This window comes from Trueperella abortisuis (assembly GCF_030811095.1).
In the GTDB taxonomy this organism is placed as follows: Bacteria; Actinomycetota; Actinomycetes; order Actinomycetales; family Actinomycetaceae; genus Trueperella; species Trueperella abortisuis.
The window spans coordinates 2,227,176-2,252,784 of record NZ_JAUSQL010000001.1; the positions used below are offsets into that span (position 1 = coordinate 2,227,176).

The window sequence follows — 25,609 nt, forward strand, 5'->3', positions numbered from 1 at the left end:
CCGCTTTATGCACCTTTTCTCATCGTGGCGACATCGGTAAAAGCGCGGCTCACTGCACGGTTATGCTGAGTCAGTCATTTTTCGTCGTTCCACAAAGGAGTGTGAACATGGAGCAGCGTATCTTTGCGCACCGAGGAGTCAGCGGGCTCAGGCCCGAAAACACGATGTCGTCCTTCCAGGAAGCCGCCGACCGCGGGTTGACCTGGATCGAAACGGACGTTGACATCCTCGGAGACGGCACACCCATCCTCATTCATGACACCACCCTCGATCGAACCACCAATCGCTCGGGCTCGTACTACGGACTCACCCGGGCCGACCTTGCCAACATCGACGCCGGGTCCTGGTTTGGCCCGACATACGCAGGTGAACGGATCCCCACACTGCACGAGCTGGTCGACTTCATGAATGAGACTGGCATGAACGCCAATATCGAGTTCAAGTCGAATGAGGCTGGCGCGCGTATGAGCCACCTCTTGGTGGACAACGTCCTGAAGGAGCTTGAGCGGCTCGACGGCCCCGAGCTCATCATCTCCTCCTTCAACCACCTGCTATTGCGGGAGATCAAGACGAAGGCCCCCGAGCTCTCCATCGGCGCCCTCTTCGTCAAGGACAACCTCTGGCCCGATTGGCGATCCATCCTTGAGCTTCTGGAAGCTGACTACATCCATCCGGATTCTGACGGCCTCACCCCGGAGATGGTTCACGCCTTCCGCGAGGCTGGCTACGGCGTCAACGTGTGGACGGTCAACAGCCCGGCCCGCGCCAACGAACTATTCAATTGGGGCGTCACGGGCGTCTTCTCCGACGTCCCGCACCTGCTCGCACATCTGGCGAAGTAAGCACTCACATTTTTATCTAGAGCGCTGCTCGCTCCTCGGGCCGCGCTCATCTAACCCATCCACGTAACTCACCACCCAAGGAGAATCATGTCCACACCCAGCGCACTTCAGCAACCCAAAAGACGTAGCCGCATTCCCGTCTTCCTGAGGAAAGGGCGAGCCGCGCCATTCTTGACAGTCGTGCTCGCTGGCCAGCTCACCTATTCCGCCTTTGAGGCGTTCAAAGGATCGCTACTATTGCCCCTAACCGACGTGCTCGGCATCTCCATCGGCCAGTTCGGCACCCTCATGGGATGGCTTGGCATTGCCATGTTCCTGTACATACCCGGCGGGTGGGTCAACAACCGATTCACGATCCGCCAGATCCTGGTCGCCTGGTCAGCCTGGCGCATGGGCACAGCTCTCGCGCTCTATCTGATCCCCGGCCTATCCTTCAACATCATGGTGGCAATCGCAATTTCCTGGGGCATTTGGGATGCTATCGGCTGGCCCGCCGTCGTCAACGGAATTGCCTTCCTTTCAAAGGACCAGGATAAGGAGGGTCGCGGTCTAGCCATGGGTCTGCTTGAGTCGATTCGCCGCGCGGTCGAATTCACGATGAATATCGCCGTCGTCAGCCTTCTCGCTATCTTCGCCGACCAGGCAACCACCGTAATGCGAATCGCTGCGATCACCTACACACTTATCCTCATCCCCCTCATCCTCGCCATCCTCAGGTTCGTGCCGAAGAACGCCACCGCGGAGCCTGAGAGTTCTAACGATACGGCGAACATGGCCGCCCTACGTGGCCTCATCCATGTTCTCGCCAAGCCACGCGTGTGGATGGCCGGAATCGCTGCCATGTGCGTGTACTGGTGCTACGTCAACCTCATCTACTCTTCGGCGCCGTACCTCTCACTCGTGTACGAGGCAAGTGCAGCTCAGGCCGGCGCCTTCGGCATCTTCAATACTGGTCTTGTGGGCATCTTTGCCGGACTGGTCGCCGGTCTCCTCGCCGACTATGTTTTCAAGTCCTCCACGCGCATGATGGCCGTTGCCTTGACGATTATCGCTATCGGGACCGGCATCCTCTTCCTCATACCGGGCACGAACGTCATCGTAGCAATGTTACTGCTGATCGTTATGGCTTTCGGCGTCTTTATGGGCAAGGCAGTCATTCTCGCCCCGATCGCCGAGTTGGACCTGCCAGATTCGATTAACGGCTCTGCCATGGCCGTCGGATCCTTCCTTGCCTACGCCTCCATCTTCTGGGGCAATCCACTCACCGCTGGCCTTGTGGAGCGCGCCGGCGACAATCCGACAGCCGGCTACCAGCAGGTCTTCATGATCACGATCGCGGTCGCCATCGTGGGCGCGGTCGCCGCCTGGACGCTGGACATTATCAACCGTCGTGCCGCTCGCGCGGATGCCAGTCGCGCATAACGGCGGGCTCGCTCTACGAGTAGAGAGTCGGGACAGTCCCAGGGCTGTCCCGACTCTTCGTCTACGCACACCGACGCCGGTCATAGGCATCGACGACAACCCCGCCAAAGATCGCAAGCCCATAGGCGATAAGCATCCGCGTTGCGCCGAGCGTGCCGGCCGCAGTTGCACTGTTGGTCAAGTCGAACGCCAGAAGTGTGATCGCAAAAGTGGAAATTGCCCCCGCGTAACGTTCAGAAAATGCCGAAACAAGCCATGAAGGATAGCCCCGGACTTGGAAGAGATTGGACGATGTAACCATAAACAAGAGCTACACCCCCACCGTCAACATGTCCAGCAATTTGGTCGTGATGAAAGGCTGAATCCGCCAGACCACGATCTGGCGATGGCGATGGCAGAGGGTGCGTTCTCCGATCGTCGGCAAACCGTGCGGAAGACTCGGCCGTCTAGTCCCAACCGCCGAACCTCTTCGGCACCCCAATCGGACGGTGTGCATCCCACGGCTCGGACCACCCTGCCACCTCCAGCAGGCCATCGAGCAACATCGCCGTGAATCCCCAGATCACCAGGTCACCCACCCGAAATGCTGCGCCGGCGTGCACGCTGCCCGCCACCTGCCGCTGCCAGCTCCCGCGGTTGGCAGGGTTGGCCAGATCGGCCACTTTCACCAGGTGAATTGCCTCCACCTCCGCGGGGCTGGGCACCGGCTCCAGCGCCAGCGCCGAATCCCACACACCTACCACGGGCGTGACCGAGAACGAGGTCACGGGCAAGGAGCTCGCCGGAAGCTGACCCCACACCTGCACGCCCGCGCTGGGGATCGCACACTCCTCCCACGCCTCGCGCAACGCGGCCTGCTCTTCGCTCTCCCCCGGGTCCATGCTGCCACCGGGAAAGCTCACCTGGCCGGCGTGTGTTCGAAGGTTCGCCGCCCGCTCGGTGAGCAAGACGGCAGGGTCCTCCACGGCATCGAGCAGGATCAGCACCGCCGCCCGGCGCATGCCGCCCTCAGGCACAGGGTGCCCCGCGTCCACGATAGCCTCCGGACTCGCCCGGAGCGCCGAGCGTAACCGGCCGCCAGTCAGCCGCCCGCAACCCGGCTTTGACTCCGGCTTACCAGGCACACCTGCAAGCCCGCCCGTGGGCATCCCGCCCATGGTTCTAGAACAGCCCCTGCGGCACGAGGTAGCGCGGACGCCACAGCACGACGTCGTTGCCGGCCTCCATCCGCTCGCGCTCCATCTGCTCGCGCAGCGCGGAGCGCAGGTCCTCGAAGCGCTCGGCCATGAGCACGTCGCCAGACGGGGCCGCGGCGAAGACCCTGTTCAGGCGGGCGTCGCGCCGGGTCAGCTCGTCACGTAGCAGCCCGAGCGCAGTGCGCAGCTGAGCGTTCTCACGCTCCAGACGCTCGCGCGCCCGCTCCGCCTTGTCCAACTTGGCCTGCAACGCAAAAATCTTCGCGATGCCGGCCAGGCTCACGCCCTCCTCCTGGGACAGGCGCTGGATCTCAACCAGCTTGTCGACGTCGGCCAAAGAATAGCGCCGACCCCCGCCGCGCGTACGGTGAGCGGTGACAAGCCCCATCCGGTCATACTGGCGCACCGTCTGGGCGTGCATTCCCGCCAGTTCGGCGGCCACCGTCACTGACAAAATGGGCGCCGACTTCGATACCTTCGCCATCACTCACCTCCTTGTGCTGGCCGGCTTAGCGGCGGGCCGCCTCGCGGCCCGCCGGCCTCCCGGCGGGCGCCTGCCTAAATCTTAGCCATTTGCGCGAAGTCGCGGCGCGGATCGGCATCGGCGGTCACGTCGCGGAACTGCTCGACGACGGCACGCGCCTCCTCCGACAGCCGCTTCGGCACCACGACCTTCAGGCGCACGTACATGTCGCCCTTTGGCCCGTGATGGCGCGCCAGCCCCTTTCCGCGAACGCGCATCACCTTGTCCGAGCTCGAGCCGGCCGGAACCTTGACCTTGACCGTGTTTCCCTCAAGGGTAGGCACCTCGATCGTCGCACCGAGCGCCGCCTCGTCGAACGAGACGGGCACGTTGACGTACACATCCCGCCCGTCCAACTCGTAGACCGGGTGCGGCTCCACGGCTACCTTGACCAGCACGTCCCCGCGCTCGCCGCCGTTTTGCCCCAGGCCGCCCTTGCCTTTGATACGGATCTTCTGGCCGTTCGCGATCCCAGCGGGAATCTTCGCCGTGACCTTCTCCCCGTTGCTCGTCACGGTGACGGTGGTGCCGTCCACCGCCTGCCGCAGCGGGATCGAGATCGAGGTCTCCACGTCGGCGCCACGCTGCGGGCGGCGTCGTGAACCGAAGAACCCGTAGCCTCCCTGCGAGTTCGCCTGCGGCGCGCCCTGACCGAACATCTGCGACAAGATGTCCTCGAAGCCCGGGTTGGCCCCGTTCGTCGTAAAGCGGACGTTGCCGCCGCCGAAGTTTGAGAAGATGTCCTCAAACCCGCCGGCACCCGGTGAGAATCGCGCGCCGCCACCGGCCATCGAACGAATCGCGTCGTACTGCTTGCGGTCCTCCGCATTCGACAGCACCTGGTAAGCCTCGGAGGCCGCCTTGAACTTTTCCTCCGCCTCCTTGTCACCAGGGTTGCGATCCGGGTGGTATTTACGGGCGTAGGTGTTGTAGGCCTTCTTAATCTCGGCCTCGGTCGCATCCTTCTTCAAACCCAGCGCCGCATAGAAGTCCTTCGACATCCAATCCTGACTAGCTGCCATTCTTCACCTCCTTGCCTTCGTCACTGTTCGTCTTCTATTCCGGGCTCACGACGCCGACGCGCGCCGGTCGCACAACCTTCTCACCCTGCTTGTAGCCGGGCTGGATGATGTGCGCCACTTGCTGAACCTCCACGTCCGCGGACGTCTGGTTCATCAGCGCTTCGTGATGCTCGGGGTTGAACTCGTCGCCCGGTTCGCCGTAGCGCACCAGCCCAAAGTTCGTCTGGAGCGTCTGCTCCAGCTTGTCCACAACCGCGCCGGCCGGACCCGTGAGGTCCCCATGCTGACGGGCAAGCGCGGCGTCGTCGAGCACCGAAAGCAACGTGTCGATCACCTTCGTGATGCCCGCCTCGTACTGTGCGCGCGCCTCCGCCTTCGACCGCTTGACGTAGCCGTTGTACTCCTGACCGAGGTTGTACAGGTCCGCCTTGCGGCGCGCCAGCTCCTCCTCCAGTTCGCTCACGCGCAGGAGGGCCTTGTCCAGCTCGGACAGCTCCTCCTCCACGACGTTTGGCTCCTTGTCTTCGCTCTCGCCCGCGGCGGCGACGGGCTGGGTTGCGGCGTCGTCAGCCCCTGCCCCCGTGTCAGGGGCGGGGTTAGCACCGGCCGCTACGCGCTCGTCGTCGGGCTGGCCCGTAAAATCCTCGTTCGTCATGCCCATTCCTTTCTCCGAAAGCCTGTACGGACAAGGGGGCGGCGAGCCCGCCGCCCCCTTGAACCCGCGTTACTTCTTCGAATCCTCGTCGTCAACGATCTCGGCGTCGACAACGTCATCCTGGGCATCGCGAGCGGCGTTCGCGGCGTCCGTCCAGCCCTCAGCGCCGGGGGCGGCACCCGCCTGCTGGGCCTGGGCGTAGAGCGCCTCACCGATCTTCTGGGCCTTCGTGTTCAGCTCCTCCTGGGCGGACTTGATCGCCTCGACGTCGTCACCCTTGAGCGCCTCCTTGACCGCCTCGGCGGCGGCGCGGACCTCGCTGGTGACGGAATCGTCGAGCTTATCCTTGTTCTCGTCCAAGAGCTTCTCGATCGAGTAGGCCTGCTGCTCCGCAGAGTTGCGGACCTCGGCCTCCTCCTTGCGCTTGGCGTCCTCGGCCGCGTTCTCCTCGGCCTCCTTCACCATGCGCTCGATGTCCTCCTTCGACAGCGCCGAGCCGCCCGTGATCGTGACCGACTGCTCCTTGCCGGTGCCGCGATCCTTCGCGGAGACGTGGACAATGCCGTTGGCGTCGATATCGAAGGTGACCTCGATCTGCGGGATACCGCGCGGGGCCGGCGCAATACCGGACAGCTCGAACGTGCCGAGCAGCTTGTTGTCACGCGCGAAGGTGCGCTCGCCCTGGTAGACCTGGATGAGAACCGAGGGCTGGTTGTCCTCAGCCGTGGAGAAGACCTCCGAGCGCTTGGTGGGGATAGCCGTGTTGCGCTCGATGAGCTTGGTCATCACGCCGCCCTTGGTTTCAATTCCTAGCGACAGCGGGGTGACGTCGATGAGCAGCACGTCCGTGCGGTCACCCGTGATGACGCCAGCCTGCAGGGCCGCGCCCACAGCCACGACCTCGTCCGGGTTGACGCCCTTGTTCGGCTCACGCCCGCCCGTCAGCTCCTTGACCACCTCGGTCACCGCCGGCATACGGGTAGAGCCGCCGACCATCACCACGTGATCGATCTCGGAGAGCTTGATGCCCGCATCCTCGATAACCTTCTTGAACGGGGCCTTCGTGCGCTCGAGCAGGTCGCGCGTCATGTCCTCGAACTTGGCACGGGTGAGGGTCTCATCCAGGTGGATCGGGCCGTTTTCCGACATCGACAGGTACTGTAGCGAGATGTTCGTGGACGTCGCGGACGATAGCTCCTTCTTCGCCTGCTCAGCCGCCTCCTTCAGGCGCTGCACGGCCACCTTGTCCTTCGACAGGTCGACGCCGTAGGCGTTCTTCGTCTGCGAAACCAGCCAGTCAACGATGCGCTGATCCCAGTCGTCACCACCGAGCTTGTTGTCTCCCGAAGTTGCGCGAACCTGGATGATCGAGAAATCGTCGTCGTCCTTGCCGACCTCCAGCAGCGAGACGTCGAACGTTCCACCGCCCAGGTCGAAGACGAGGATCATCTCATCTTCCTTACCCTTCTCCAGGCCATAGGCGAGCGCCGCCGCCGTCGGCTCGTTGACGATGCGCTGGACGTTGAGGCCCGCGATCTGACCCGCATCCTTCGTTGCCTGACGCTGCGCGTCGTTGAAGTAGGCCGGGACCGTGATGACGGCGTCCGTGACGGGCTCACCCAGGTAGGTCTCGGCGTCCTTCTTCAGCTTCTGCAGGATGTAGGCCGAGATCTGCTGAGGGGTGTAAGCCTTGTCGTCAATGTTGACCTTCCAGGACGAATCGCCCATGTGGCGCTTGACCGACAGGACCGTCCGATCCGGGTTCGCCACCGCCTGACGCTTTGCGATCTCACCAACCAGCACCTCGCCCGTCTTCGAGAAACCGACCACCGACGGCGTGGTGCGCATCCCCTCCGCGTTTGCGATGACCGTGGGCTCGCCGCCCTCGAGGACCGCAACCACGGAATTGGTGGTACCAAGATCAATACCAACTGCACGTGCCATTTTTGACTCCTTCTACTGGGTTCGAGCCCGCGTGGACCCTCGCCCTCTACGATTTGTTCCAAGTACAGGATACGGCACTCGAGAAAGTTTCGTCAAGAGGTGTGACTAATTCTTGAGCGCCTTAGACTCAACTTTTGGGAGTGGGCCCGGGCTGGCTGCCCGCGATGCTTCGGCAACGACGACGCGGGCGCGGTGTGGCGCCCGCAAAGCTGGCCCCTGCGAGACCCCGGCCGCGCGTCGTGGGGCGTGGCGTTCCGGCACCGCCCCACCCCACCGGAGACTAAGAACGGGCCGAGCGGACGAGCCTTGCCGGTAGACTGGTGGCACAGGCCGGACCACACCGAAAGGTGCACACATGTTCTTCTCACTCGACAATGCAGCGAAGGTGGCCAGCGCGGCCGTGACGGCGTCGGAGGCGTTCGGCTACCAGCGAATCGCGCGCCCGCTTCTGTTCCGCAAAGACCCCGAGGAGATCCACAACCTCACGATCCGGGCGCTCGCCTCCTGCAGCCCTCTGCTCGGCAACTTCGGCGCTCAGATCTCCTCCAACTTGCCGGTGCTACGCGTGCCGGACAACCCGGTGCGGGCGGGCGGAGTCGACTTCCGCCACCCCGTGATCCTCGCTGCCGGACTGGACAAGACGGGCGAGGCGGCCCGGATGTGGTCGGCGCTCGGATTCGCGGGCGCAGAGCTCGGAACCTTCACCCCTCGCCCACAGCCCGGCAACCCGGCGCCGCGCATGTTCCGCATGCCGCAAGACCAGGCGATCATCAACCGGATGGGCTTTAACAACCCCGGCGCCGCGGCCGGCGCCGGGCTCTTACGCGCGTGGGGCGTGGCGCGTGGGAATAATGCACTCGGGGCGCGCATCGGCATGAGCATCGGGAAGAACAAGACCACCCCGAACGAAGACTTCATCGCCGACTACGTCGACTGCCTACGCGAGGTTTCCGACGTCGCCGACTACGCGGCCATCAACGTCTCCAGCCCCAACACCCCAGGGTTACGCGACCTTCAGGACCCGGCCGCCCTGCGCGACCTCCTCCAGGCGCTCAACGAGGTGCGCGCCGGAGAATCGCCCCTGCCCCTGTGGCTCAAGATCGCCCCCGACATGGGGTGGCTCGACATCGACGCGATTCTCGGCGTCGCGGAGGAGATGGGGGTCGACGCGATCATCGCCACCAACACCACCAACGCCCGGCCGGCCTCCCTGCGCTCTGCCGCGGCAGCCGAGACCGGCGGGCTCTCCGGCGCGCCGCTCACTTTGCGTTCCCTCCAAGTCATCCGCTACGTCGCCGCGCACTCGCACGTCGACGTGGTGGGCTCGGGTGGGATCATGACGGCCGCGGACGCGGCGGCCGCCCTCGACGCCGGCGCCAAGGCCATCCAGCTCTATACCGGCTTCATCTATCGCGGGCCGGCCCTGATCCGCGAGATCGCAGCGCTTTAGCGGCTTTTGACGAACCGCCAAAACTTCTGAAGATGAGGAGCCAACACGATGCCCACCCCATGCACAACATCGCTTTCTAGCCGACGCCAAAAACCATGACATGCCGGTCGCGAGTCCGACGTATTACGCCCTGTGGCCTTCCGAGGACATTCATAGTGCCAACATCTGCGCGCTCGACAACCCCGACTGGGACTATCTCGACACCGACCCCGCCAGGTGGAACTCCCGCCTGACCCGCTAACCGGCGCATCCACCGATGCCACATGCGGTGGGCTCCCGGCATGGAGAATGTGGAGATGGTCTTCCAGTCGGATCCCGGGCATGTGCTGAGACCGCCGACGTGCGACGAAGGGATCATCAGTTTCACCACCGACGATTTCACCACCAGCCCGATCTCCACCCGCGTCCTGTACCTGGACGCTCGCGAGCTGGACGCCGCCACCTAGTGCTGCGCGAGCGGGTGGCGCCGCACGACGCGGGCAGCGAACTTCCCACCTAACATAACACCCAACTTCCCACTGTGGTATGTCGAGTGGGAAGTTAGGTGGGAGGTTCGGCGTGCTGCACGACGCGGGCCGACCTCACCGGAATCGTCCAGAATACTTCGATCGCCCGCGAAGGGACGTTTTCGACCGTATCTTCGTATATACGAAGATACGGCTCAAATCGTCCCGCGAAGGGACGCCCTCGGCAGGTACAACCCGGTACCGGCCGGCTACAGCCGGCGGCTGCCTGGCGAATCGAGCTCCTCGCCCGCCGCACACAGCCCACATTCCGCCGGTTCCCACGACTGCGTGGGCAGAGTGAGCAGGGGATAGAAGGGCGCGGTGAACTTCCGTTCGCTCTTGCGGTCGATGAGCGCGACCACGCCGACCACCTCGGCGCCCGCCGCCTCGACGAGCACCACTACCTCGGCCACGGACCCACCGGTGGTGACCACGTCCTCCACCACGAGCACGCGCGCCCCGCGCGGGATCTCGAAGGAGCGCCGCAGGCGCATGACCCCGTCAACCCGCTCGCTGAACACGAAGGGCTTGTGCAGGGCCAACGCCACGGCGAAACCGAACAGCATGCCGCCCACCGCGGGCGAGGCCACCACGTCGACCTTCATCTCTGCCCGCCGCACCGCCTCCTGGGCCAGTGCCACCGTCACGTCCGGCGACTCCAGCACCCGCGCGCACTGAATGTAGGTGTCGGAGTGACGCCCGCTTGTCAACACGAAATGGCCGCGGCGGATCGCGTCCGTCTCGCGTAGCTGGTCCAGAATCTGCTCGTCAGTTAGCATCGCTCCTCCTTATGTCCGCGGCGATCGCCTCGAATGCCGCCGCCGGGTCCGCGGCTTGCGTGATGGGTCTGCCGACGACGACGTGGCTCGCCCCGTTCTTGATTGCCGCGCCTGGCGTGGCTACGCGCGTTTGGTCGCCGGCATTGGCGCCGGCTGGCCGCACGCCAGGGGTCACGATGAGTGCCTCCGGCCCGAGGGCCGCCCGCAGGTCGCGGGCCTCGAGGGGAGAGCACACGACGCCGTCCGCACCCGCCGCATACGACCCGCGCGCGAGCTCGCGCACCTGGTCTGGCAGGGGCCGCCCCACACCGATCTGCGCCAGAGCTGCGGCGTCCATCGAGGTCAGAACGGTGACGGCCAGGATCTTCGTGGCCGCCCCAGCCCGGTCGAGGCCCTCGCGGGCTGCGGCGACCATGTCCGCCCCGCCCGAGCCATGCACGGTGAGCAGATCCGCGCCAAGCTCGCCGAGCACGGCGCTTGCCTCGCGGACCTGGTGGGGGATGTCGTGTAGTTTCAGATCGAGGAAGACGCGAAAGCCGCGCGCCTTTAGCTCCGCGACGATGCGCGGCCCGGCCGCGTAGAACGCGGTCATGCCCACCTTCAGCCACGTCCCGCGCGGGAGCGCGTCCGCGAGCGCCAGCGCCTCGCGCTCGGGTAGGTCCAGCGCGACGATGATGCGCTCGGCGCCAGCCGCGCGGCCGTTGGTTTCGCTCACTTCGCTACCTCCCCCTCGCGGTAGGTGAACTCGCCGCGAAGCAGGGTCCCCCACACGTTGCCGTGAAGCACGCGGCCCCAGAACCCTGAGTTGGCGGACTTGGAGGCGAGGTGTTCGCGGTCCACGGGCGTGGTGCCGGCGGGGTCGAAGACGCACAGGTTAGCCTCTGCCCCGGCTTCGACTTTTTGGGGCGCGAGGCGCAAGATCTGACGCGGGCGGGCCGCCATCAGCTCGACCACGCGGTCCCACCCGATGCGTCCCGGCTCGACCAGCCCGGTGAACACCGCCGGCAGCGAGGTTTCCAGGCCGATCATCCCGAACGGCGCGTTCTCGAATTCGAAGTCTTTTTCGTGTGCGGCGTGCGGGGCATGATCGGTGGAGATGACGTCGATCGTCCCGTCCACTACCGCGTCGGCGAGCGCCTCTGCGTCGCCGTGGGCGCGAAGCGGCGGGTTGACCTTGAGGTAGGTCTCGTATTCGGTGGTGATGTCGTCCTCCGTGAGGAACAGGTGGTGCGGCGTCGCCTCGGCGGTCACGTCGAGCCCCGCGCCTTTCGCCTCCCGCACGGCCGCCACGCCGGCCGCCGTCGAGATGTGGGCCACGTGCATGCGCCCGCCGGTGAGCTTGACCAGCTCCACGTCGCGCAGGATCTGCACCACTTCGCCTTGGGCGGGCCACCCGGCAAGTCCCAGTCGCGTTGAGACCGCCCCCTCGTTGACGACGCCGGAGCCTACCAGCGCGTCGTCCTGCGAGTGGGTGATGATAGGCCGGTCCCACACCTTGGCGTAGTCGAGCGCGAGCCGCATCAGGCCGCCGTTCTGGATACCGTGCCCGTCGTCGGAGAAGGCGACCGCACCGGCCTCGGCCATCTGCCCCATCTCGGCGAGCTCTTCGCCCGCCAGCCCCTTGGTCACGGCGCCGATCGGGTAAATGTCGACGAGCCCGACCTCCGCGCCGCGCTCGATCTGCCGCTCGATGAGCTTGGCGTTGTCGATCACCGGGTTCGTGTTGGCCATCGTCGCCACCCCGGTGAACCCGCCGCGCGCCGCGGCACGCGAACCGGTGAGGATGTCCTCCTTGTGCTCCTGTCCGGGCTCGCGGAAGTGAACGTGCATGTCGAACAGGCCCGGTAGCACCACTTTCCCGTGCAGGTCCACCCGTTCGGCGTCGGACCAGTCGCCCACGACGCCGTCGTTCCCGGCCGCGCCAGAAGCGCGGGCCGCGCCGTCCACGGGAAGCACCGCGACGATTCGGGCGTCGCGGACATAGATGTCGGCGACGGCGTCCAGACCCACCTGGGGGTCGACGATCCGCGCGCCTTCCAAGATCTTAAGCATTGACCAGCTCCTTGTCGGCAATAGGGGTCAGATCCTCGGCGCAGTTGGCGAGGAGAAGTTCCATGACGGCCATCCGCACGGCCACGCCCGAGTTGACCTGGTTGAGCACGCGGGCGGGGATGGAGTCGGCGACTTCCTGCGTGATCTCCACCCCTCGGTTCATCGGGCCGGGGTGCATGATGACGGTGTGCGGGGCGAGGGCCGCCAGCCGCCGCGAGTTCATGCCCCAGAAGCGGGCGTACTCGCGCAGCGAGGGCAGTAGGTGAAGATTACCGAGCCGCTCGAGCTGGATGCGCAGGAGATAGACGACGTCGGCGCCGTCGATGGCCTCCTCCACGCTGGAGGCGACCTCCACGCCGAGCACGTCGGGTCGGGTGGGCAGGAAGGCGGGCAGCCCGGCCACCACCACGCTCGCCCCGAGCCGGCTCAGCACCGGGCCGAGCGACCCGACCACGCGCGAGTGCGCGACGTCGCCGACGATCGCCACGCGCAGGCCGGCGATGCGGCCGAAGTTGGCGCGCATGGTGTGCAGGTCGAGCAGGGCCTGGGTGGGGTGCTCGTGCTTGCCGTCGCCGGCGTTGATGACGGATCCGCGGATGTTGCGCCGCACGATCTGCGGGCTGCCGGCGGCGCGTGCCCGGATGATCACCATGTCGGTATCCATCGCGTCGAGGGTCTGGGCGGTGTCGACGAGCGACTCGCCCTTGGCGATCGAGGAGGCCGATCCGGAGATGTTGATGACATCCGCGCCCAGGCGCTTGCCCGCGATCTCGAAGGAGGTGCGGGTGCGGGTGGAGGGTTCGAGGAAGAGGTTGACCACCGTCTGCCCACGCAGGCTGCCGTGCTTCTTGGCGTCCGGGCCGGCGGCGTTCGCGGCGGCGTGAAGGTCGGCGCGATCGAGGATCGTTTCAATGTCGTCGATGGACAGGTCGTCCATCGTCATGAGGTGGCGGGTGGATAGGATACTCATCGGGAAACCTCCACAACCTCAACCGAGGTCTTGTTGTCAGTGGGTTCGATGTTGACCACGACCTTGTCGGCCGCGTGCGTGGGCACGTTCTTGCCCACGAAGTCTGCGCGGATGGGAAGCTCGCGGTGACCGCGGTCCACGAGCACGGCCAGCCAGATCCGCGAGGGGCGCCCGCTGGAGAGCAGGGCGTCCATCGCCGCGCGTGCGGTGCGGCCGGTGTAGAGCACGTCGTCCACGAGCACGGCTTTCTTCCCCGTCAGGTCCGGGATCACGACGTCGCCCCCGCGGTGTGCGCCGGCTTCTCCGCTCGCGTCGTCGGTGGCCGGGCGCGCGTCGTCGCGAAAAGCGGTGATGTCGAGGTGGATGACCGGGACCGACACGCCCTCGATCGTCTTGATCATGGCGGCGAGATGGCGGGCGAGGGTGTCGCCGCGGTTGATGATGCCGACCAGCACGAGGTCGTCGGTACCGCGGGTAGATTCGAGGATTTCGTGGGCGATGCGGGTCAGTGAACGGCCGATCGCCGGAGCGTCGAGCATGGTCGTCATGGATTCTCCTTCCCTGGGTAGCGGAAAGAGACGCGCCGTGCCGCGCTTCGCGGGCGATGCCGCGTCAGCCCGTGCCGTGCTCCTGGCAGTAAAAAAGCCCCGCCAGAAGGCAGGGCAGAAGCGAGGCGTCTTGCCGGTTCTCTGACCGCCTTAAAGACCACCCACAGCCTAGTCGGCAGCCCACCCCGTGTCGAGTCCGCGCCCCGTGACGCAGCCGACATCTGGAGCGCGCCTGTCGGCGCGGGCCGGACGGCGTTGGCGGCGCGGGCGGAGGCTACAGCCTGCGCTCGCGAGCGCCCGCCACGATGTCAGAGATGGCGCGCAGGCGGCGTAGCGAGACGGTGCCGTCGGCCTGGAAGCGCGCGAGCTGCCAGGGCGGGGCGAGGGAGAGGTAGGTGTTGACCACCACGTCGGGGCTCTCCTTCATGTCCGTGCCCAGCCACGCCACGAGCACCGCGATGAGGTTGTAGACCTGCTGGGTGGTGGCCATGGCTGTCCACAGGTCCGAGACGGTTTCCTCCTTGAGGTGCGACTTGAACTCGTCCACGTAGGAGTCGAAGGTGAGGGTGAGACGGCGGGTGATGTGGCCGACCACCACCGGCTGAGTCGGCGTGAACAGCGCGCTGAGGAATCCGCGGTGCTCGCGCAGCTCGGTGAGCATGCGAACGTAGGTTTCCCGCCAACGCAGGAGGTAGTTCTCGTTGGGGCTGGCCACCGCGTCGATAAGATCGTCGAGGTAGGGCTGCAGGACGTCGACCACCATGTCGGCGATGAACTGCGCGGGGCAGTCCCCGTGCTGGTAGAAGGTGGTGCGCGAGACCCCGGCCTCGCGGGTCAGCTCGGCGACCGTGATCGCGTCGGCTGGCTTGGCAGGCACAAGCCGACGCGCGGCCTCGCGCAGTTGCCCGCGCACGCGCACGTAGCGCGGGTCGTTGTTCATCTCCATCGCGCCTCCCTGTGGGGATTATACCGACGTCGCCTCACCCGCCCGGCCGTTCCACGCCGCCCGTGACGCTGTTGCGACACTCGCGGGCGGCGCGCCCCCGCGTGATCGGGAGGACGGCGCGTACCTATCAGCCGAACAGCTTCGACAGGAGGGAGCCGCCCTCCTTCGCGTGGCCCTGGCAGCGTTCCGATTCGGGAACGCCGGCGAGTGCCTGTTCAATGTGGTTGCCACAGCCGGCCCAGGTGGGCTTGCCGCACTTGGGGCAGGTAACGCGCTGGCACATGGTTCTTCCTTTCTTCCCGGGCCTTCACCCCGGGATTGCCTAGGCTCTTCCCACTTGAGAGTGTAGTGAGGTGCGGTGGGGGGCGCGGGCGGCGCGCCCCGACACTTCACTTGAACATACCGGCTACCGGTCGCTATATGGGCCTGGTGGGCCTCAGATTCATGATTTGTGTCAGCCTTCGTCAGCCACCCCCACACGACCGGGGACGTACCGCTTGGCATTACGAAACTTAACTCTCACGTAACGCGAAGGCGCCTTTGACAAGGCGCGTCGCTTTTTCACCCGCCTCGGGACCTTCGTCTAACGAACACCCGTCGTTTAAGCCAAATACTGGCAGTAACGGCCGGAGATTCCGGCTATCTATGTTCATTAGGGGCGACGATGACTCAGACTCTCTCACCCGGCACGGCCGCGCAGCCGCACGGCCCCTCACGCCGCACGTTCCTCAAGTGGTCCGGCGTCGCCGCGGGAGTGGCCGGCCTCGCGGCCACCACCAGCCTCGGCACTCCCAAGCCCGCCACCGCATCCACCGAAGGCATCGCCGACGCCGACCGCACCGTCTGGTCGGCATGCACCGTCAACTGCGGCTCGCGCTGCCCGCTGCGCCTGCAGGTCAAAGACGGCACCGTGGTCCGCGTCCTGCCGGACAACACCGGAAGCAACGAGCTCGGCAACCAGCAGGTGCGCGCGTGCGTGCGCGGGCGCTCTATCCGCCAGCGCATCTACAACCCCGACCGCCTCAAGAGGCCGATGAAGCGCAAGGAGGGCACCAAGCGCGGCGAGGAACAGTGGGAGGAAATCTCCTGGGATCAGGCTCTCACCGAGATCGCGGAGAAAATGAAGGACATCAAGGCCCGCTACGGCAACGAGGCCTTCTACATCCAGTACGGCACCGGCACTCTCGGCGCCGTCATGTCCTGCTCCTGGCCGCCGAACAACACGCCGATGGCCCGCCTGCTTAACGCGTTTGGCGGCTATCTCGACCACTACTCGGACTACTCGACCACCGCAATCACGCAGGCTTACCCGTATTTCTACGGCACGTGGGTCGACTCCAATTCCTTCGACGATGTGGCCAACTCCAAGCTGCAGGTCATGTTCGGCAACAACCCGATCGAGACCCGCATGTCGGGCGGCGGGCACACGTTCGTCACCCAAAACATCAAGCGCGAGCACGGCGTGCGCACGATCGTCATCGACCCGCGCTTCTCGGAGACCTCCGTGGCACTCGGGGACGAGTGGGTGCCCATCCGACCCGGCACCGACGCCGCGCTGATCGCCGGCATGATCTACGTGATGGTTGAGGAAAATCTGCATGACCAGGCCTTCCTCGACAAGTATTGCCTCGGCTTCGACGAGGACCACATGCCCGAGGGAACCCCGAAGAATGCCTCCTACCGCGCCTACCTTGAGGGCAAGGGCGCCGACGGCGTCGCGAAGACCCCCGAGTGGGCCGCGGATATCTGCGGCGTTCCGGCGCCCGACATCCGGCGTCTTGCCCGCGAGATCGCAAACGCCAAGCCGTGCGCCATCACCCAGGGTTGGGGCCCGCAGCGCCACGCAAACGGCGAGAACGCCGCGCGCGCAATCTTCCTCCTCGCCTGCGTGACCGGCAACCCCGGCATCCCGGGCGGCGGCACGGGGGCGCGTGAGGGCGCGCGGGGCCTCGCGGTCGGCTCGTCGTTCTACTCAGAGTTCGTCAACCCCTCCAACAAGATCATCTCCTGCTTCTCCTGGCTCGACGCGATCGACCACGGCCCGCAGATGAACACGTTCAACGCGGGCGTGGGCGTCAAGCCAGCGCCGGGGGTGCGCGATCTGAAGATCCCGGTCGATGAGAACATGCAACCGGAGAACACCTCGCTCGAGGTGCCGATCAAGGCGGTCTTCCAGTACGCGAGCAACTCCCTCGTCAACCAGACGGGAGACAACAACGAATCGGTGCGCATCCTCGAGGACGACTCGAAGTGCGAGCTGATCGTCACCACTGACATCATGTACACCGTCTCGGCCCGCTACTCGGACTACGTGCTTCCCGGCACGTCGACCTCGGAGGAGTTCGACTACCACGCCGGCGCCAACGGCGGACCCATGGCCTACGGAATCGTCTCCCAGCAGGCGATCGAGCCGATGTACGAGACGAAGTCGATCTTCGACATCTGCACCGCGCTCGCCGCCAAGCTTGGCCTCGAGCAGGAGTTCACGGGCGGCAAGAGCCGCGAGGAGTGGTTGCGCCAGGCCATCGACGAATCCCGCCAGGCCGATCCGAATCTGCCCACGTGGGACGAGTGGAAGGAGATGGGAATCTATCGGCGCAACGACGGCCCCGTCGTCACCATGGCGGACTTCCGCGAGGATCCGCAGGCCAACCCGGTGCCGACGCCGTCGGGCAAGATCGAGATCTACTCGCAGCGATTGGCCAATCTCGCCAAGGCGTGGGAGTTCGGCGTCTTCCGCCCAGCCCTGACCGGCGACGTCATCACCCCGCTTCCCGAGTTCGTCGCCACCTGGGAGGATGCGCTCGAGGCGCGCGAGAACGCCGACTACCCGTTGCAGGTGATCGGTCACCACTTCAAGGGCCGCACGCATTCCAGTTACGGCAACCTCAACCTCCTCAAGGAGGCACACACCCAGACCGCGTGGCTCAACCCCGCCGACGCCGAGGCGCGCGGGATCGCCAACGACGACGCCGTCTACGTCTTTAACGACCGCGGCACGGTTCAGCTCCGTGCTCGCGTGACGCCGAGGATTATCCCCGGCACGGTGTCGATCCCGCAGGGCGCGTGGTACAAGCCGTTGCCCTCGGCTGACTTCTCGCTGCCCAAGGGTGCGAACGGGGAGCGGCCGGTCGACGTCGGCGGGTCGGTCAACACCCTCACCTCCCTTCACCCCACCCCGATCGCGAAGGGGCTGCCCAGCCACACCGTGCTGGCGCAGGTCGCCAAGGCGGAGAAGGGCGCGTTGGAGAAGATCGAGGCGGCCTACTACAAGCCCTATAGCGCGGATGCCGCGGGCGTTAGCAAGGAGGACTAGTCATGAGCGAAAACCTCACCCAGGCGGGAGCCAACTACGGATTCTTCTTTGATCAGGAGCTGTGCACGGGCTGTAAGGCCTGCCAGATCGCCTGCAAGGACAAGCACGATCTGCCGATCGGCGTGAACTGGCGCCGGGTGGTGGAGTACGCGGGTGGAACGTGGACGGCGCAGGGCAACACCCTGACGCAGAACGTGTTCACCTACTACACCTCGATCGCGTGCAACCATTGCGAGGACGCGATCTGCATGCAGGTGTGCCCCACCACCGCGATGAGCAGGCGCGAGGACGGCACCGTCTACGTCGATTCTTCTAAGTGCGTGGGTTGCCGCTACTGCGAGTGGGCCTGCGCGTACGGCGCTCCCCAGTTCAACGCGGAAGAGGGGCACATGTCCAAGTGCGACCTGTGCTACGACTACCGCACCACCGGGCAGGATCCGGCGTGCGTGGCGGCTTGCCCGTCGCGTGCGCTCGGGTGGGGACCCGTCGACGAGCTGCGCGCACAGTTCGGCACGAACGACGCCGTCGCCCCGCTCCCCGATCCTTCCATCACCAAGCCGCGCCTGGTCATCCACCCGCATAAGGATGCCCAGCCGTGGAACTCCGCCAACGGCGAGATCCTCAATCCCAAGGAGATCTGATGAACCTCCACGAACTACCCATGATTATCTTCACCGTGGTGGCCCAGCTGTGCGTGGGGATGTTCCTCATGCTCGGTGTGATCCAACTGTGGCTGGCTACCCGCGCCGATAACCGTACGGCTGACCGGCTCACCACCCCGATCCTTTACGTCATCGGCCCGGTGCTGGTTTTCGGCCTCGTCGCCTCCATGTTCCACATGAATGACGTCACCCACACCCTCAACGTCTTTCGCCATGTCGGATCGTCGTGGCTGAGCCGGGAGATCGTGTTCGGCGTCGGCTTTGCGGGGCTGGGCTTCGTGTTCGCCGCGATGCAGTGGTTCAAGATCGCCGCGTTCCGCGTGCGTCAGGCGGTGGCGGCGCTGGCCGCGCTGTTCGGTATCGCGCTCATTGTGTCCATGTCGATGATCTACGCGAGCCTGCCGACCGTGCCCGCGTGGAACACGTGGGTGGTCCCGTTCCAGTTTTTCATGACGGCGATCGTGCTGGGGAGCGCCGGGGTGACGATGTCGCTTGTGCTCATGACGCTCGTGCGCCAGCGGCCCGCCAAGGTCGCCCCCGTTAAGGTGCCGGTGCGCAATTCCGCCGACCCCAACGCCGGCAAGACCTGGAAGGATGCCCTCGGTTTGACCGCCAACAAGCGCGAGATCAACGCCCCGGCCACCGCCGACGAGTGGCGTTGGACCGTGTCGATCATTCGGCTGTGCGCCGCGCTGGCGGCGCTGGCCGCCGTCGGCGTTCTCATTTCCTACATCGCTCACCTGCAAAACCTTGCGATGAACCTCGAGCCGGCCGCGGCTGTCTCCGCCGCCGTGTTCACGGGCGCGTTCTTCTGGGTCAGGCTCATCCTGGTGGGGGTGGGCGCCGTCGCGGTCGGTTTCGTCGCTTACAAGATGGCCGACGACGACGCTCTGGCCCGTCCCGTCCCGCTCGCGGCTTGGGTGACTGCCGGGTTCGTGGTGCTGCTGGTCGCGGAGCTCATGGGGCGTTCGCTCCACTATGATTCCCAGCAGCTGATCGGAATTGGCTGAGGCTGAACGAATGGTGCCCCCGGCGAAAGCCGGGGGCACCGCGCGCTCGAAAAGTGTCGGAGGGCGCCCGTAGGATGGAAGCATGAAGAAGCCACAGGCTACGGCCACAGATTTTTCGGATCCTTACCTGCACTTGGAGGACATCGACGCCTCGCTGGAGTGGGTGGGTGACCAGTCCGAGCGCACACTTGCCGCGTTCGGCGGCGGGATGTTTAGCGAATACCGCGATGAGGTCGCGGCCATCCTGTCGGCCACGGATAAGCTGGACACCGGCACCAAGCGCGGGGAGTGGATTTACAACTTCTATACGGATGGCGACCACCCGCGTGGCCTGTGGCGCCGCGCGCGGTTCGCGCAGTACGTGGCCAGGGCGCAGGCTGACGTCGAGTGGGAGGTGCTACTTGACGTCGGTAAGCTCGGCGAGCAGGAGGGCGAATCGTGGGTGTTCCGCGGCGCCTCCCTCCTCTACCCCAGCTACGACCTGGCGCTTGTCACGCTGTCGAAGGGCGGGTCGGACGCGAATGTCGTGCGGGAGTTCGACGTGGAAGGGCGGCGCTTCGTCGCGGACGGGTTCGTCAAGTCGGAGTCGAAGGGCTCGATGAGCTGGGTGGACCGCGATACGGTGGTGATCGGCGCGGACTTCGGGCCGGGCACGCTCACCGACTCGGGTTACCCTGCCAGCGCCCGGCTGTGGCGGCGCGGGGAGGATCTTGCCAGCGCTCCCGTTATCATCGCGGGCGATCGGGCGGACGTGCTCTCTGGCGCGTACTTCGACCACACTCCGGGCCACGAGCGCCTGGTGGCCTACCGGGCCACAGATTTTCGCACGACGATCAACTACGTCGTTGACCGCGACGCCGTCGTAGCAGGTCGCGGCGGTAGCACGGCTGGTGCGGAGGACGGCGGGGAGTTGCCGGCGGCGCTGAGGGAGGTCCGCCTCCCGCGCTCGGCGGAGGTTGGGCTGGTGCGGGACTGGGCGATCCTGACCCTGCGTCATGATTGGGCGCTCGGCGAGCGTGTAATCCCGGCGGGTGCGCTGGTGGCGGTACCGGCCGCGGCGGCGATCGCGGGCCCAGATGCGGCCGATGTTCAGGTGCTCTACTCCCCCACGGGCTCCACCTCCTTCCTTGCGGTGACCGCCACGGCCTCCGGGCTCGTGATGACAGTGTTGGATAACGTCAAGACCCGCATTTTCTTTTGCGCCGATCCAGCAGGCGGGCAGCGTTGGGAGATCGCCGAGGTCACCCCGGAGGCTGCCGAGTTCGCCACGGTGGATATCGCGGCGGTGGATGCGTTGGAGTCCGACGACGTGTGGATGACGATCTCGGATTTCCTTACCCCCACCACGCTATATATGGGACACGTCGGGCCGGGCGAGCTGGCGGCGCGCAAGCTGCGCTCGGCGCCCGCGCGCTTCGACGCCGCGGGGCTTCAGATCCGCCAGCTGTGGGCCGAGTCGAAGGACGGCACTGCGATCCCCTACTTCGTGATCGGGGCGGAGGGCGCGCTGTCGGGCGATCAGCCCACCCGCACGTTGCTTGACGGCTATGGCGGGTTCGAGGTCGCGCGCCTGCCCGCCTACCTCGGCGCCTATGGCAAGTTGTGGTTGGAGCGGGGCGGCGTTTACGTCGTCGCCAATATCCGCGGCGGGGGCGAATTCGGGCCGGCGTGGCACCAGGCGGCCCTCAAGGAACATCGTAACAAGGCCTACGAGGACTTCGCCGCGGTGGCGGCGGACCTGGTGACACGCGGGATCACCACCGTTGCGCAGCTTGCGGCGATCGGCGGCTCGAACGGCGGGCTGCTCATGGGCAACATGTACACCACGTATCCGCAGCTCTTCGGGGCCATCGTGTGCCGCGTGCCGCTGCTGGACATGAAGCGCTATTCGCACCTGCTCGCGGGGGCGTCGTGGGTGGGCGAGTACGGCGATCCGGACACGGCGGACTGGTCCTACATGGAGCGCTACTCGGCCTACCACAACGTCGGCAACGGCCCCCACCCGCCGATCCTGCTCACCACCTCCACGCGCGACGACCGCGTCCACCCCGGCCACGCCCGCAAGTTCCACGCGTTGCTGACGGACATGGGCCTCGAATCGTGGCTGTACGAAAACACCGAGGGCGGCCACGCCGGCGCGGCTGACATCGAGCAGGTCGCGCTCATGACGGCCCTGATCTTCTCTTTCCTCGACCACAAGCTGGCCAAGTAGAGCGGAGGAGCCATGCTTAACGAAGATCGTATCGACGCCCTCGCGGCCGCTTTCCTCACCCTCGGGCGCCTGCACCTCGACGCCCCGGATGAGGACACGCTCGCCCAGTTGCGCCAGTTGTACACCCAGTGGCCGCTTGCCAGTTCGGACTCGGCCCACACCTCGGCCGGCCTGCGCGAGTGGGCCGACTCTTTCGGCGCGGGCGAGAGCACCGATCTGCTTCGCGCGGATATCAACGCCCTCTATGGCCGTACCGCCACCGCGCTCGTCCCGCCCTTCGAGTCGGTTCACCGCGGCAAGGACGGGCTGGTCTTCGACGAGGAGACCCTGCAGGTGCGTGCCGCCTACCGCCAGCTCGACTTGCAGGCCCCCTACCTCCACAAGGAGCCAGATGACCACGTGGGGCTCGAGTTCGACTTCGTCGCGCAGGGGCTCGCTCGCACGCTCAGTGCGCTCGACGTCGGCGCGTTGACGGACGCCCGCCGCTACCTCTACGTCGTCGAAAGGTTCTATCGCGAGCATCTGGCGCTGTGGGCGCCGCAGATGCTGTCCGCCGCACGCGAGCACGCCGCCACGGCCTTCTACCGCGGGGTGGCCGCGCTCTCGCTCGGGGCGCTGGATGAGCTCGGCGCGCTGTTTGAGCAGGAGAAGCAACTGTGAACGACGCGACCCGACTTCTTGTCATGACCGGCCTCGGCGTTGCCGTGATGGTCGCGGTCACTCTTGGACTGCAACGCTGGGCGGGTCTGCGGGTGGGGATCCAGCCGCTGACTGCGGCCCTGCGCGCGATAGTCCAGCTGGCGGCACTCGCGCTCATTTTACAAGGCATATTCCAGTACCCCTGGACAGCCGGACTCATGCTGGCCGTGATGATGACGGTCGCCTCGCTCACTGCGGGCAAACGGCTCAAAGAACTGTCCTATGGGCGGCGTGCCGCAGTCGCGGGCATCGTCACGGCGGCCCTGACGGTCGTCACGGCGATCTTCGCGATGCGGATGATGGAGCTGACGGTATCGAATTTCATCGCCATCGGCGGCATCATCACCGGCAATTCGATGTCAGCGGCGACGCTATCCGGGCGGCGATTCCTTGCCAGCTCCCAGGCGCAGCGTGGCGAGGTGGAGGGCTGGTTCGCACTTGGGGCACGCCCGCCCCAGGCTTTTGCCCAGGTCCGTAAGACGGCGATCGAGGAGATGCTTCTTCCCACGATCGACAAGACGAAGTCCACCGGCCTTGTCACGATGCCGGGTGCGTTCGTCGGCGCGTTGATCGGCGGGGCCTCCCCGGTGGAGGCCGCCCGGTTCCAGCTTGTCGTGCTGGTGGGCATCATGCTTGCGGAGACGATCTGCGGCATCATCGTCACCCGCGTGCTCTCGGGCGCCACGGTGATCGTCTTGGACGAGCAGCCTCCGGCCAGGCCCGACTCCGGCGATGATCCTTCCGGCTCCGATGAAGCCTCCTCCGGCTCCGATGAAGCGTCTTCCGCCTCTGACGTTGATTCTTCGGACCCGGCTGGCGCGTATTCCGGCTCTTCCGCTAGCTCTGACTCTTTGGGCCACGGTGGCGCCGCGTCAAGCTCCACGCAGCGGCAACAACACTCCGCCGGTGCGGCTGAGGGGCAAGAAGAAGGTTGTGTCCGTTAGGTTTACTCTCCAGGGAGGTTGTGAACATAGAAAACAGGTGAATACCCATGTATATGCCCAGGATCCTGGAGGGGCGTCGCCGTCTTCCTACGCTCGTCGTTGGTGAAGCCTGGTCGCTGGGTTACGTCCATCAAGGCTCAGATCATCATGTTGATGGGGATCATGGGCATGTGGTGGCATTAATGCGATGGCCGAGTCGTTTTGGGCCACCCTCGAAAGTCGAGCATTTCTACCGTTACGCTTTCGTTACCCGTAAACAGGTATACGAATCGGTCGCGGAATGGATCAAAGTGTTCTACAACCGCACCCGGATCCACACCTCAATCAACGGCTATTCGCCGGTCGAATACGAACTGAAAACAACGGCTCCACTATTGGAAGTCGCCTAAAAAACTGTCAACAACTTGCGGTTAAGCCCACCTTTGCAGGTTGCCACATTCGATGAAGAAATCGAGCGCTGAAGTCATTTGTGCTAGTGATAGTCTAGCCTTCTCACTCGGGCCTGATTCCATAAGGCAGTGAGCGCATCTCGCCTGACACTCGTCCGTAGTGACTATTGCTAGTCGTCGAGTATTCCGGATACTTTCTGCTAGATCGAATCTGTGAGGCTTCTTAAAAGAGATGCACTTTTCGGCTTTCATCCCGACTCACCTTCATGATCTTCGTCTTGGTCATGGCGAACAGATCGCTTTAGTCGAAAATAGGGAACCCAAAACCACACCGCGGCCATAGAAAGGATAGCCAGGACCGCCAGCAATAGATTGTCAGATACTTGGTAATCTGAACAAAAGAATTCTACAGTAGCACCTATGGCAACGATAACGCCGGCAGGAATGGCGATGTAACCAAGAAGCATCGTAGGCACGGCAGTGCCTCTCTGAACACGATACCAATTCTCCTCCGATTCAAGAGAATATAGCGTCCTTGTCCCGAAGATAACGTTAGGGGGCAGTTGATCATTTTTCATCCGTCGCCCTAGAAATATAGCCAAAATGCCAGTCGCCACCAGAACTCCCCCCAATAGCAGAAGCACCGCGAGTTCAAGTCCACTCATAACTCAGAACACCTCCGCCTCTGGTACCATCAGCGCTGAACTGTTGTCTGAAAACTCTACGAGAATTCTTATCTTCTTGTCGCGATAAGGCGATTCGCATCGTAACCTGCTTCCTTCAAGAACAGGCTCCTCCGCTTGACTAAGCAGCCTAGGTACCGCCATTTTCTCACGAGATGGACCATACCCTCGCTTCTGAAGGAACTTGTGCCACGTGCCGTTCAGATAACGCTTGCTAAATACTATCGAGTGGCGAACGGTATTGAGATCGTCGTCCAAATCTGGGAAGCTACCTGAGCCTTTGAACTTAGCAACTTTACTGATAGCTGCAGCGGCACCGACCCATAGAACAGCTCCAACCTGGTGATAAACCGCAAGATTCTGTAGCACTGCGAGATTGAAAACTGCCGCCAGGTTGACAACCGCCAAAACACCCTTCGGTTCAATCTCTGGGTCATCGTCCGAAGCTCTCATATTCTCGACGCTAGAAAGAATATAATCCAGAATAACAAGCCTGATTCCCGCGGGTGTTTGATCAAGAACTTCGGCGATCTTCCGATTTCCAAATAAAGTCCCTGTAAGGGGAATATCGCCTAAAGACCCGATTACCGCGCGCGGACGCACTTCAAATTCATCCTGAAGCTTGAAATCGCCGACGATCGTTGCCCGCAATCTACTTAGGGCTCCCCACTGCGAACCTGTGAAACGAGCCTGCTGTTGTTTGTCGGCTCCCATGTTTATCTCCCTCTTCATTTATCGGCGACTCTGCCTTGCTACTAAGGTATCCTGATTGGGTCTCCGAATCTGCGGTTTACCGCGTATTCGCGGCGGTTTGGGGTTACCCTGTGTTTGTTGACACT

27 protein-coding genes are annotated in these 25,609 nt (G+C 64.7%); 12 read left to right on the forward strand and 15 right to left on the reverse strand.

Translation table 11 applies throughout. The annotated features are described in order from the left end of the window. The first annotated feature begins 107 nt into the window (after nucleotides 1-107). Entirely contained in the window at nucleotides 108-842 is a 735-nt protein-coding gene (locus J2S45_RS10005) for a glycerophosphoryl diester phosphodiesterase (protein WP_270976049.1), read from the forward strand. 87 nt (nucleotides 843-929) lie between these two features. Next, a complete protein-coding gene (locus J2S45_RS10010) occupies nucleotides 930-2,264 on the forward strand; it encodes an MFS transporter (RefSeq protein WP_307635303.1) in 1,335 nt (444 codons plus the stop codon). A gap of 61 nt (nucleotides 2,265-2,325) precedes the next feature. Here J2S45_RS10010 and J2S45_RS10015 read toward each other — a convergent pair whose 3' ends face one another. From J2S45_RS10015 to dnaK, 6 genes are all read right to left on the reverse strand, one after another. Continuing rightward, nucleotides 2,326-2,571 carry a hypothetical protein gene (locus J2S45_RS10015; protein WP_307635304.1) on the reverse strand — a complete coding sequence of 82 codons (246 nt, stop codon included), beginning with the start codon at nucleotides 2,569-2,571 and terminating at the stop codon, nucleotides 2,326-2,328. Between the two features lie 139 nt (nucleotides 2,572-2,710). Then, entirely contained in the window at nucleotides 2,711-3,421 is a 711-nt protein-coding gene (locus J2S45_RS10020) for an NUDIX hydrolase (RefSeq protein ID WP_307635305.1), read from the reverse strand. Between the two features lie 4 nt (nucleotides 3,422-3,425). Continuing rightward, a complete protein-coding gene (locus tag J2S45_RS10025; protein ID WP_307635306.1) occupies nucleotides 3,426-3,944 on the reverse strand; it encodes a heat shock protein transcriptional repressor HspR in 519 nt (172 codons plus the stop codon). A 74-nt stretch (nucleotides 3,945-4,018) separates the two neighbouring features. Beyond that, nucleotides 4,019-5,005: a J domain-containing protein gene (locus tag J2S45_RS10030; protein WP_307635307.1), complete on the reverse strand. Its 987-nt coding sequence runs from the start codon at nucleotides 5,003-5,005 to the stop codon at nucleotides 4,019-4,021. 34 nt (nucleotides 5,006-5,039) lie between these two features. Beyond that, nucleotides 5,040-5,660 (reverse strand): nucleotide exchange factor GrpE, encoded by a 621-nt coding sequence (locus tag J2S45_RS10035; protein WP_307635308.1) that lies wholly within the window; start codon nucleotides 5,658-5,660, stop codon nucleotides 5,040-5,042. A 69-nt stretch (nucleotides 5,661-5,729) separates the two neighbouring features. Next, the gene (gene dnaK / locus J2S45_RS10040; protein WP_307635309.1) at nucleotides 5,730-7,604 is read right to left on the reverse strand and encodes a molecular chaperone DnaK; all 1,875 of its coding nucleotides are present in this window, start codon (nucleotides 7,602-7,604) and stop codon (nucleotides 5,730-5,732) included. Between the two features lie 355 nt (nucleotides 7,605-7,959). Here dnaK and J2S45_RS10045 point away from each other — a divergent pair, with 355 nt between their 5' ends. The 3 genes from J2S45_RS10045 (at nucleotide 7,960) to J2S45_RS10055 (ending at nucleotide 9,500) form a co-directional block, all read left to right on the forward strand. Further along, entirely contained in the window at nucleotides 7,960-9,054 is a 1,095-nt protein-coding gene (locus J2S45_RS10045; RefSeq protein WP_307635310.1) for a quinone-dependent dihydroorotate dehydrogenase, read from the forward strand. Nucleotides 9,055-9,154: 100 nt separating this feature from the next. Continuing rightward, nucleotides 9,155-9,295: a hypothetical protein gene (locus J2S45_RS10050; protein ID WP_307635311.1), complete on the forward strand. Its 141-nt coding sequence runs from the start codon at nucleotides 9,155-9,157 to the stop codon at nucleotides 9,293-9,295. 40 nt (nucleotides 9,296-9,335) lie between these two features. After that, the gene (locus J2S45_RS10055) at nucleotides 9,336-9,500 is read left to right on the forward strand and encodes a hypothetical protein (RefSeq protein ID WP_307635312.1); all 165 of its coding nucleotides are present in this window, start codon (nucleotides 9,336-9,338) and stop codon (nucleotides 9,498-9,500) included. A gap of 269 nt (nucleotides 9,501-9,769) precedes the next feature. On the opposite strand, the gene pyrE is transcribed toward J2S45_RS10055, so the two are convergent. The 7 genes from pyrE to J2S45_RS10090 all read right to left on the reverse strand — a co-directional run bounded on the left by pyrE (nucleotide 9,770) and on the right by J2S45_RS10090 (nucleotide 15,138). Further along, nucleotides 9,770-10,339: an orotate phosphoribosyltransferase gene (pyrE, locus tag J2S45_RS10060; RefSeq protein WP_307635313.1), complete on the reverse strand. Its 570-nt coding sequence runs from the start codon at nucleotides 10,337-10,339 to the stop codon at nucleotides 9,770-9,772. Next, nucleotides 10,329-11,054, reverse strand: coding sequence for an orotidine-5'-phosphate decarboxylase (gene pyrF / locus J2S45_RS10065; protein WP_307635314.1), 726 nt, complete (start codon nucleotides 11,052-11,054; stop codon nucleotides 10,329-10,331). The genes pyrE and pyrF overlap by 11 nt, the downstream gene beginning before the upstream one ends. Next, the gene (locus J2S45_RS10070) at nucleotides 11,051-12,391 is read right to left on the reverse strand and encodes a dihydroorotase (RefSeq protein WP_307635315.1); all 1,341 of its coding nucleotides are present in this window, start codon (nucleotides 12,389-12,391) and stop codon (nucleotides 11,051-11,053) included. Before J2S45_RS10070 ends, pyrF begins: the two co-directional genes overlap by 4 nt. Further along, a complete protein-coding gene (locus J2S45_RS10075; RefSeq protein WP_307635316.1) occupies nucleotides 12,384-13,361 on the reverse strand; it encodes an aspartate carbamoyltransferase catalytic subunit in 978 nt (325 codons plus the stop codon). The genes J2S45_RS10070 and J2S45_RS10075 overlap by 8 nt, the downstream gene beginning before the upstream one ends. Continuing rightward, a complete protein-coding gene (gene pyrR / locus J2S45_RS10080; protein ID WP_307635317.1) occupies nucleotides 13,358-13,909 on the reverse strand; it encodes a bifunctional pyr operon transcriptional regulator/uracil phosphoribosyltransferase PyrR in 552 nt (183 codons plus the stop codon). Before pyrR ends, J2S45_RS10075 begins: the two co-directional genes overlap by 4 nt. Nucleotides 13,910-14,183: 274 nt before the next feature. Continuing rightward, on the reverse strand, nucleotides 14,184-14,855 hold the full coding sequence (locus J2S45_RS10085; RefSeq protein WP_307635318.1) for a TetR/AcrR family transcriptional regulator: 672 nt from the start codon (nucleotides 14,853-14,855) through the stop codon (nucleotides 14,184-14,186). A 127-nt stretch (nucleotides 14,856-14,982) separates the two neighbouring features. Then, on the reverse strand, nucleotides 14,983-15,138 hold the full coding sequence (locus J2S45_RS10090) for a hypothetical protein (RefSeq protein ID WP_296932653.1): 156 nt from the start codon (nucleotides 15,136-15,138) through the stop codon (nucleotides 14,983-14,985). 381 nt (nucleotides 15,139-15,519) lie between these two features. Between J2S45_RS10090 and J2S45_RS10095 the strand changes: the two genes are divergently transcribed. From J2S45_RS10095 to J2S45_RS10125, 7 genes are all read left to right on the forward strand, one after another. Then, complete coding sequence (locus J2S45_RS10095) at nucleotides 15,520-18,171, forward strand: DMSO/selenate family reductase complex A subunit (RefSeq protein WP_307635319.1); 2,652 nt, start codon at nucleotides 15,520-15,522, stop codon at nucleotides 18,169-18,171. Nucleotides 18,172-18,173: 2 nt separating this feature from the next. Beyond that, nucleotides 18,174-18,812 carry a DMSO/selenate family reductase complex B subunit gene (locus J2S45_RS10100; RefSeq protein WP_270976078.1) on the forward strand — a complete coding sequence of 213 codons (639 nt, stop codon included), beginning with the start codon at nucleotides 18,174-18,176 and terminating at the stop codon, nucleotides 18,810-18,812. Continuing rightward, entirely contained in the window at nucleotides 18,812-19,843 is a 1,032-nt protein-coding gene (locus tag J2S45_RS10105; protein WP_307635320.1) for a dimethyl sulfoxide reductase anchor subunit family protein, read from the forward strand. The genes J2S45_RS10100 and J2S45_RS10105 overlap by 1 nt, the downstream gene beginning before the upstream one ends. An 82-nt stretch (nucleotides 19,844-19,925) precedes the next feature. After that, nucleotides 19,926-22,055, forward strand: a complete 2,130-nt coding sequence (locus tag J2S45_RS10110; RefSeq protein ID WP_307635321.1) for a prolyl oligopeptidase family serine peptidase — start codon at nucleotides 19,926-19,928, stop codon at nucleotides 22,053-22,055. A gap of 12 nt (nucleotides 22,056-22,067) precedes the next feature. Continuing rightward, nucleotides 22,068-22,715 (forward strand): TorD/DmsD family molecular chaperone, encoded by a 648-nt coding sequence (locus tag J2S45_RS10115; protein WP_307635322.1) that lies wholly within the window; start codon nucleotides 22,068-22,070, stop codon nucleotides 22,713-22,715. Then, nucleotides 22,712-23,698, forward strand: a complete 987-nt coding sequence (locus J2S45_RS10120; RefSeq protein ID WP_307635323.1) for an ABC transporter permease — start codon at nucleotides 22,712-22,714, stop codon at nucleotides 23,696-23,698. Before J2S45_RS10115 ends, J2S45_RS10120 begins: the two co-directional genes overlap by 4 nt. A gap of 53 nt (nucleotides 23,699-23,751) precedes the next feature. After that, entirely contained in the window at nucleotides 23,752-24,087 is a 336-nt protein-coding gene (locus J2S45_RS10125; RefSeq protein ID WP_307635324.1) for an IS3 family transposase, read from the forward strand. A 248-nt stretch (nucleotides 24,088-24,335) separates the two neighbouring features. On the opposite strand, the gene J2S45_RS10130 is transcribed toward J2S45_RS10125, so the two are convergent. Beyond that, nucleotides 24,336-24,752 carry an SdpI family protein gene (locus J2S45_RS10130; RefSeq protein WP_307635325.1) on the reverse strand — a complete coding sequence of 139 codons (417 nt, stop codon included), beginning with the start codon at nucleotides 24,750-24,752 and terminating at the stop codon, nucleotides 24,336-24,338. 3 nt (nucleotides 24,753-24,755) lie between these two features. Beyond that, nucleotides 24,756-25,484, reverse strand: a complete 729-nt coding sequence (locus J2S45_RS10135) for a hypothetical protein (protein ID WP_307635326.1) — start codon at nucleotides 25,482-25,484, stop codon at nucleotides 24,756-24,758. Nucleotides 25,485-25,609: the final 125 nt, after the last annotated feature.

Coding starts and splice junctions, on each gene's coding strand:
- J2S45_RS10005 (WP_270976049.1), top strand. CDS start 108: ATGGAGCAGCGTATCTTTGCGCACCGAGGAGTCAGCGGGCTCAGGCCC.
- J2S45_RS10010 (WP_307635303.1), top strand. CDS start 930: ATGTCCACACCCAGCGCACTTCAGCAACCCAAAAGACGTAGCCGCATT.
- J2S45_RS10020 (WP_307635305.1), bottom strand. CDS start 3,421: ATGGGCGGGATGCCCACGGGCGGGCTTGCAGGTGTGCCTGGTAAGCCG.
- J2S45_RS10025 (WP_307635306.1), bottom strand. CDS start 3,944: ATGGCGAAGGTATCGAAGTCGGCGCCCATTTTGTCAGTGACGGTGGCC.
- J2S45_RS10030 (WP_307635307.1), bottom strand. CDS start 5,005: ATGGCAGCTAGTCAGGATTGGATGTCGAAGGACTTCTATGCGGCGCTG.
- J2S45_RS10035 (WP_307635308.1), bottom strand. CDS start 5,660: ATGACGAACGAGGATTTTACGGGCCAGCCCGACGACGAGCGCGTAGCG.
- dnaK (WP_307635309.1), bottom strand. CDS start 7,604: ATGGCACGTGCAGTTGGTATTGATCTTGGTACCACCAATTCCGTGGTT.
- J2S45_RS10045 (WP_307635310.1), top strand. CDS start 7,960: ATGTTCTTCTCACTCGACAATGCAGCGAAGGTGGCCAGCGCGGCCGTG.
- J2S45_RS10050 (WP_307635311.1), top strand. CDS start 9,155: ATGCCGGTCGCGAGTCCGACGTATTACGCCCTGTGGCCTTCCGAGGAC.
- J2S45_RS10055 (WP_307635312.1), top strand. CDS start 9,336: ATGGAGAATGTGGAGATGGTCTTCCAGTCGGATCCCGGGCATGTGCTG.
- pyrE (WP_307635313.1), bottom strand. CDS start 10,339: ATGCTAACTGACGAGCAGATTCTGGACCAGCTACGCGAGACGGACGCG.
- J2S45_RS10070 (WP_307635315.1), bottom strand. CDS start 12,391: ATGCTTAAGATCTTGGAAGGCGCGCGGATCGTCGACCCCCAGGTGGGT.
- J2S45_RS10075 (WP_307635316.1), bottom strand. CDS start 13,361: ATGAGTATCCTATCCACCCGCCACCTCATGACGATGGACGACCTGTCC.
- pyrR (WP_307635317.1), bottom strand. CDS start 13,909: ATGACGACCATGCTCGACGCTCCGGCGATCGGCCGTTCACTGACCCGC.
- J2S45_RS10085 (WP_307635318.1), bottom strand. CDS start 14,855: ATGGAGATGAACAACGACCCGCGCTACGTGCGCGTGCGCGGGCAACTG.
- J2S45_RS10090 (WP_296932653.1), bottom strand. CDS start 15,138: ATGTGCCAGCGCGTTACCTGCCCCAAGTGCGGCAAGCCCACCTGGGCC.
- J2S45_RS10095 (WP_307635319.1), top strand. CDS start 15,520: ATGACTCAGACTCTCTCACCCGGCACGGCCGCGCAGCCGCACGGCCCC.
- J2S45_RS10100 (WP_270976078.1), top strand. CDS start 18,174: ATGAGCGAAAACCTCACCCAGGCGGGAGCCAACTACGGATTCTTCTTT.
- J2S45_RS10105 (WP_307635320.1), top strand. CDS start 18,812: ATGAACCTCCACGAACTACCCATGATTATCTTCACCGTGGTGGCCCAG.
- J2S45_RS10110 (WP_307635321.1), top strand. CDS start 19,926: ATGAAGAAGCCACAGGCTACGGCCACAGATTTTTCGGATCCTTACCTG.
- J2S45_RS10115 (WP_307635322.1), top strand. CDS start 22,068: ATGCTTAACGAAGATCGTATCGACGCCCTCGCGGCCGCTTTCCTCACC.
- J2S45_RS10125 (WP_307635324.1), top strand. CDS start 23,752: ATGCCCAGGATCCTGGAGGGGCGTCGCCGTCTTCCTACGCTCGTCGTT.
- J2S45_RS10130 (WP_307635325.1), bottom strand. CDS start 24,752: ATGAGTGGACTTGAACTCGCGGTGCTTCTGCTATTGGGGGGAGTTCTG.
- J2S45_RS10135 (WP_307635326.1), bottom strand. CDS start 25,484: ATGGGAGCCGACAAACAACAGCAGGCTCGTTTCACAGGTTCGCAGTGG.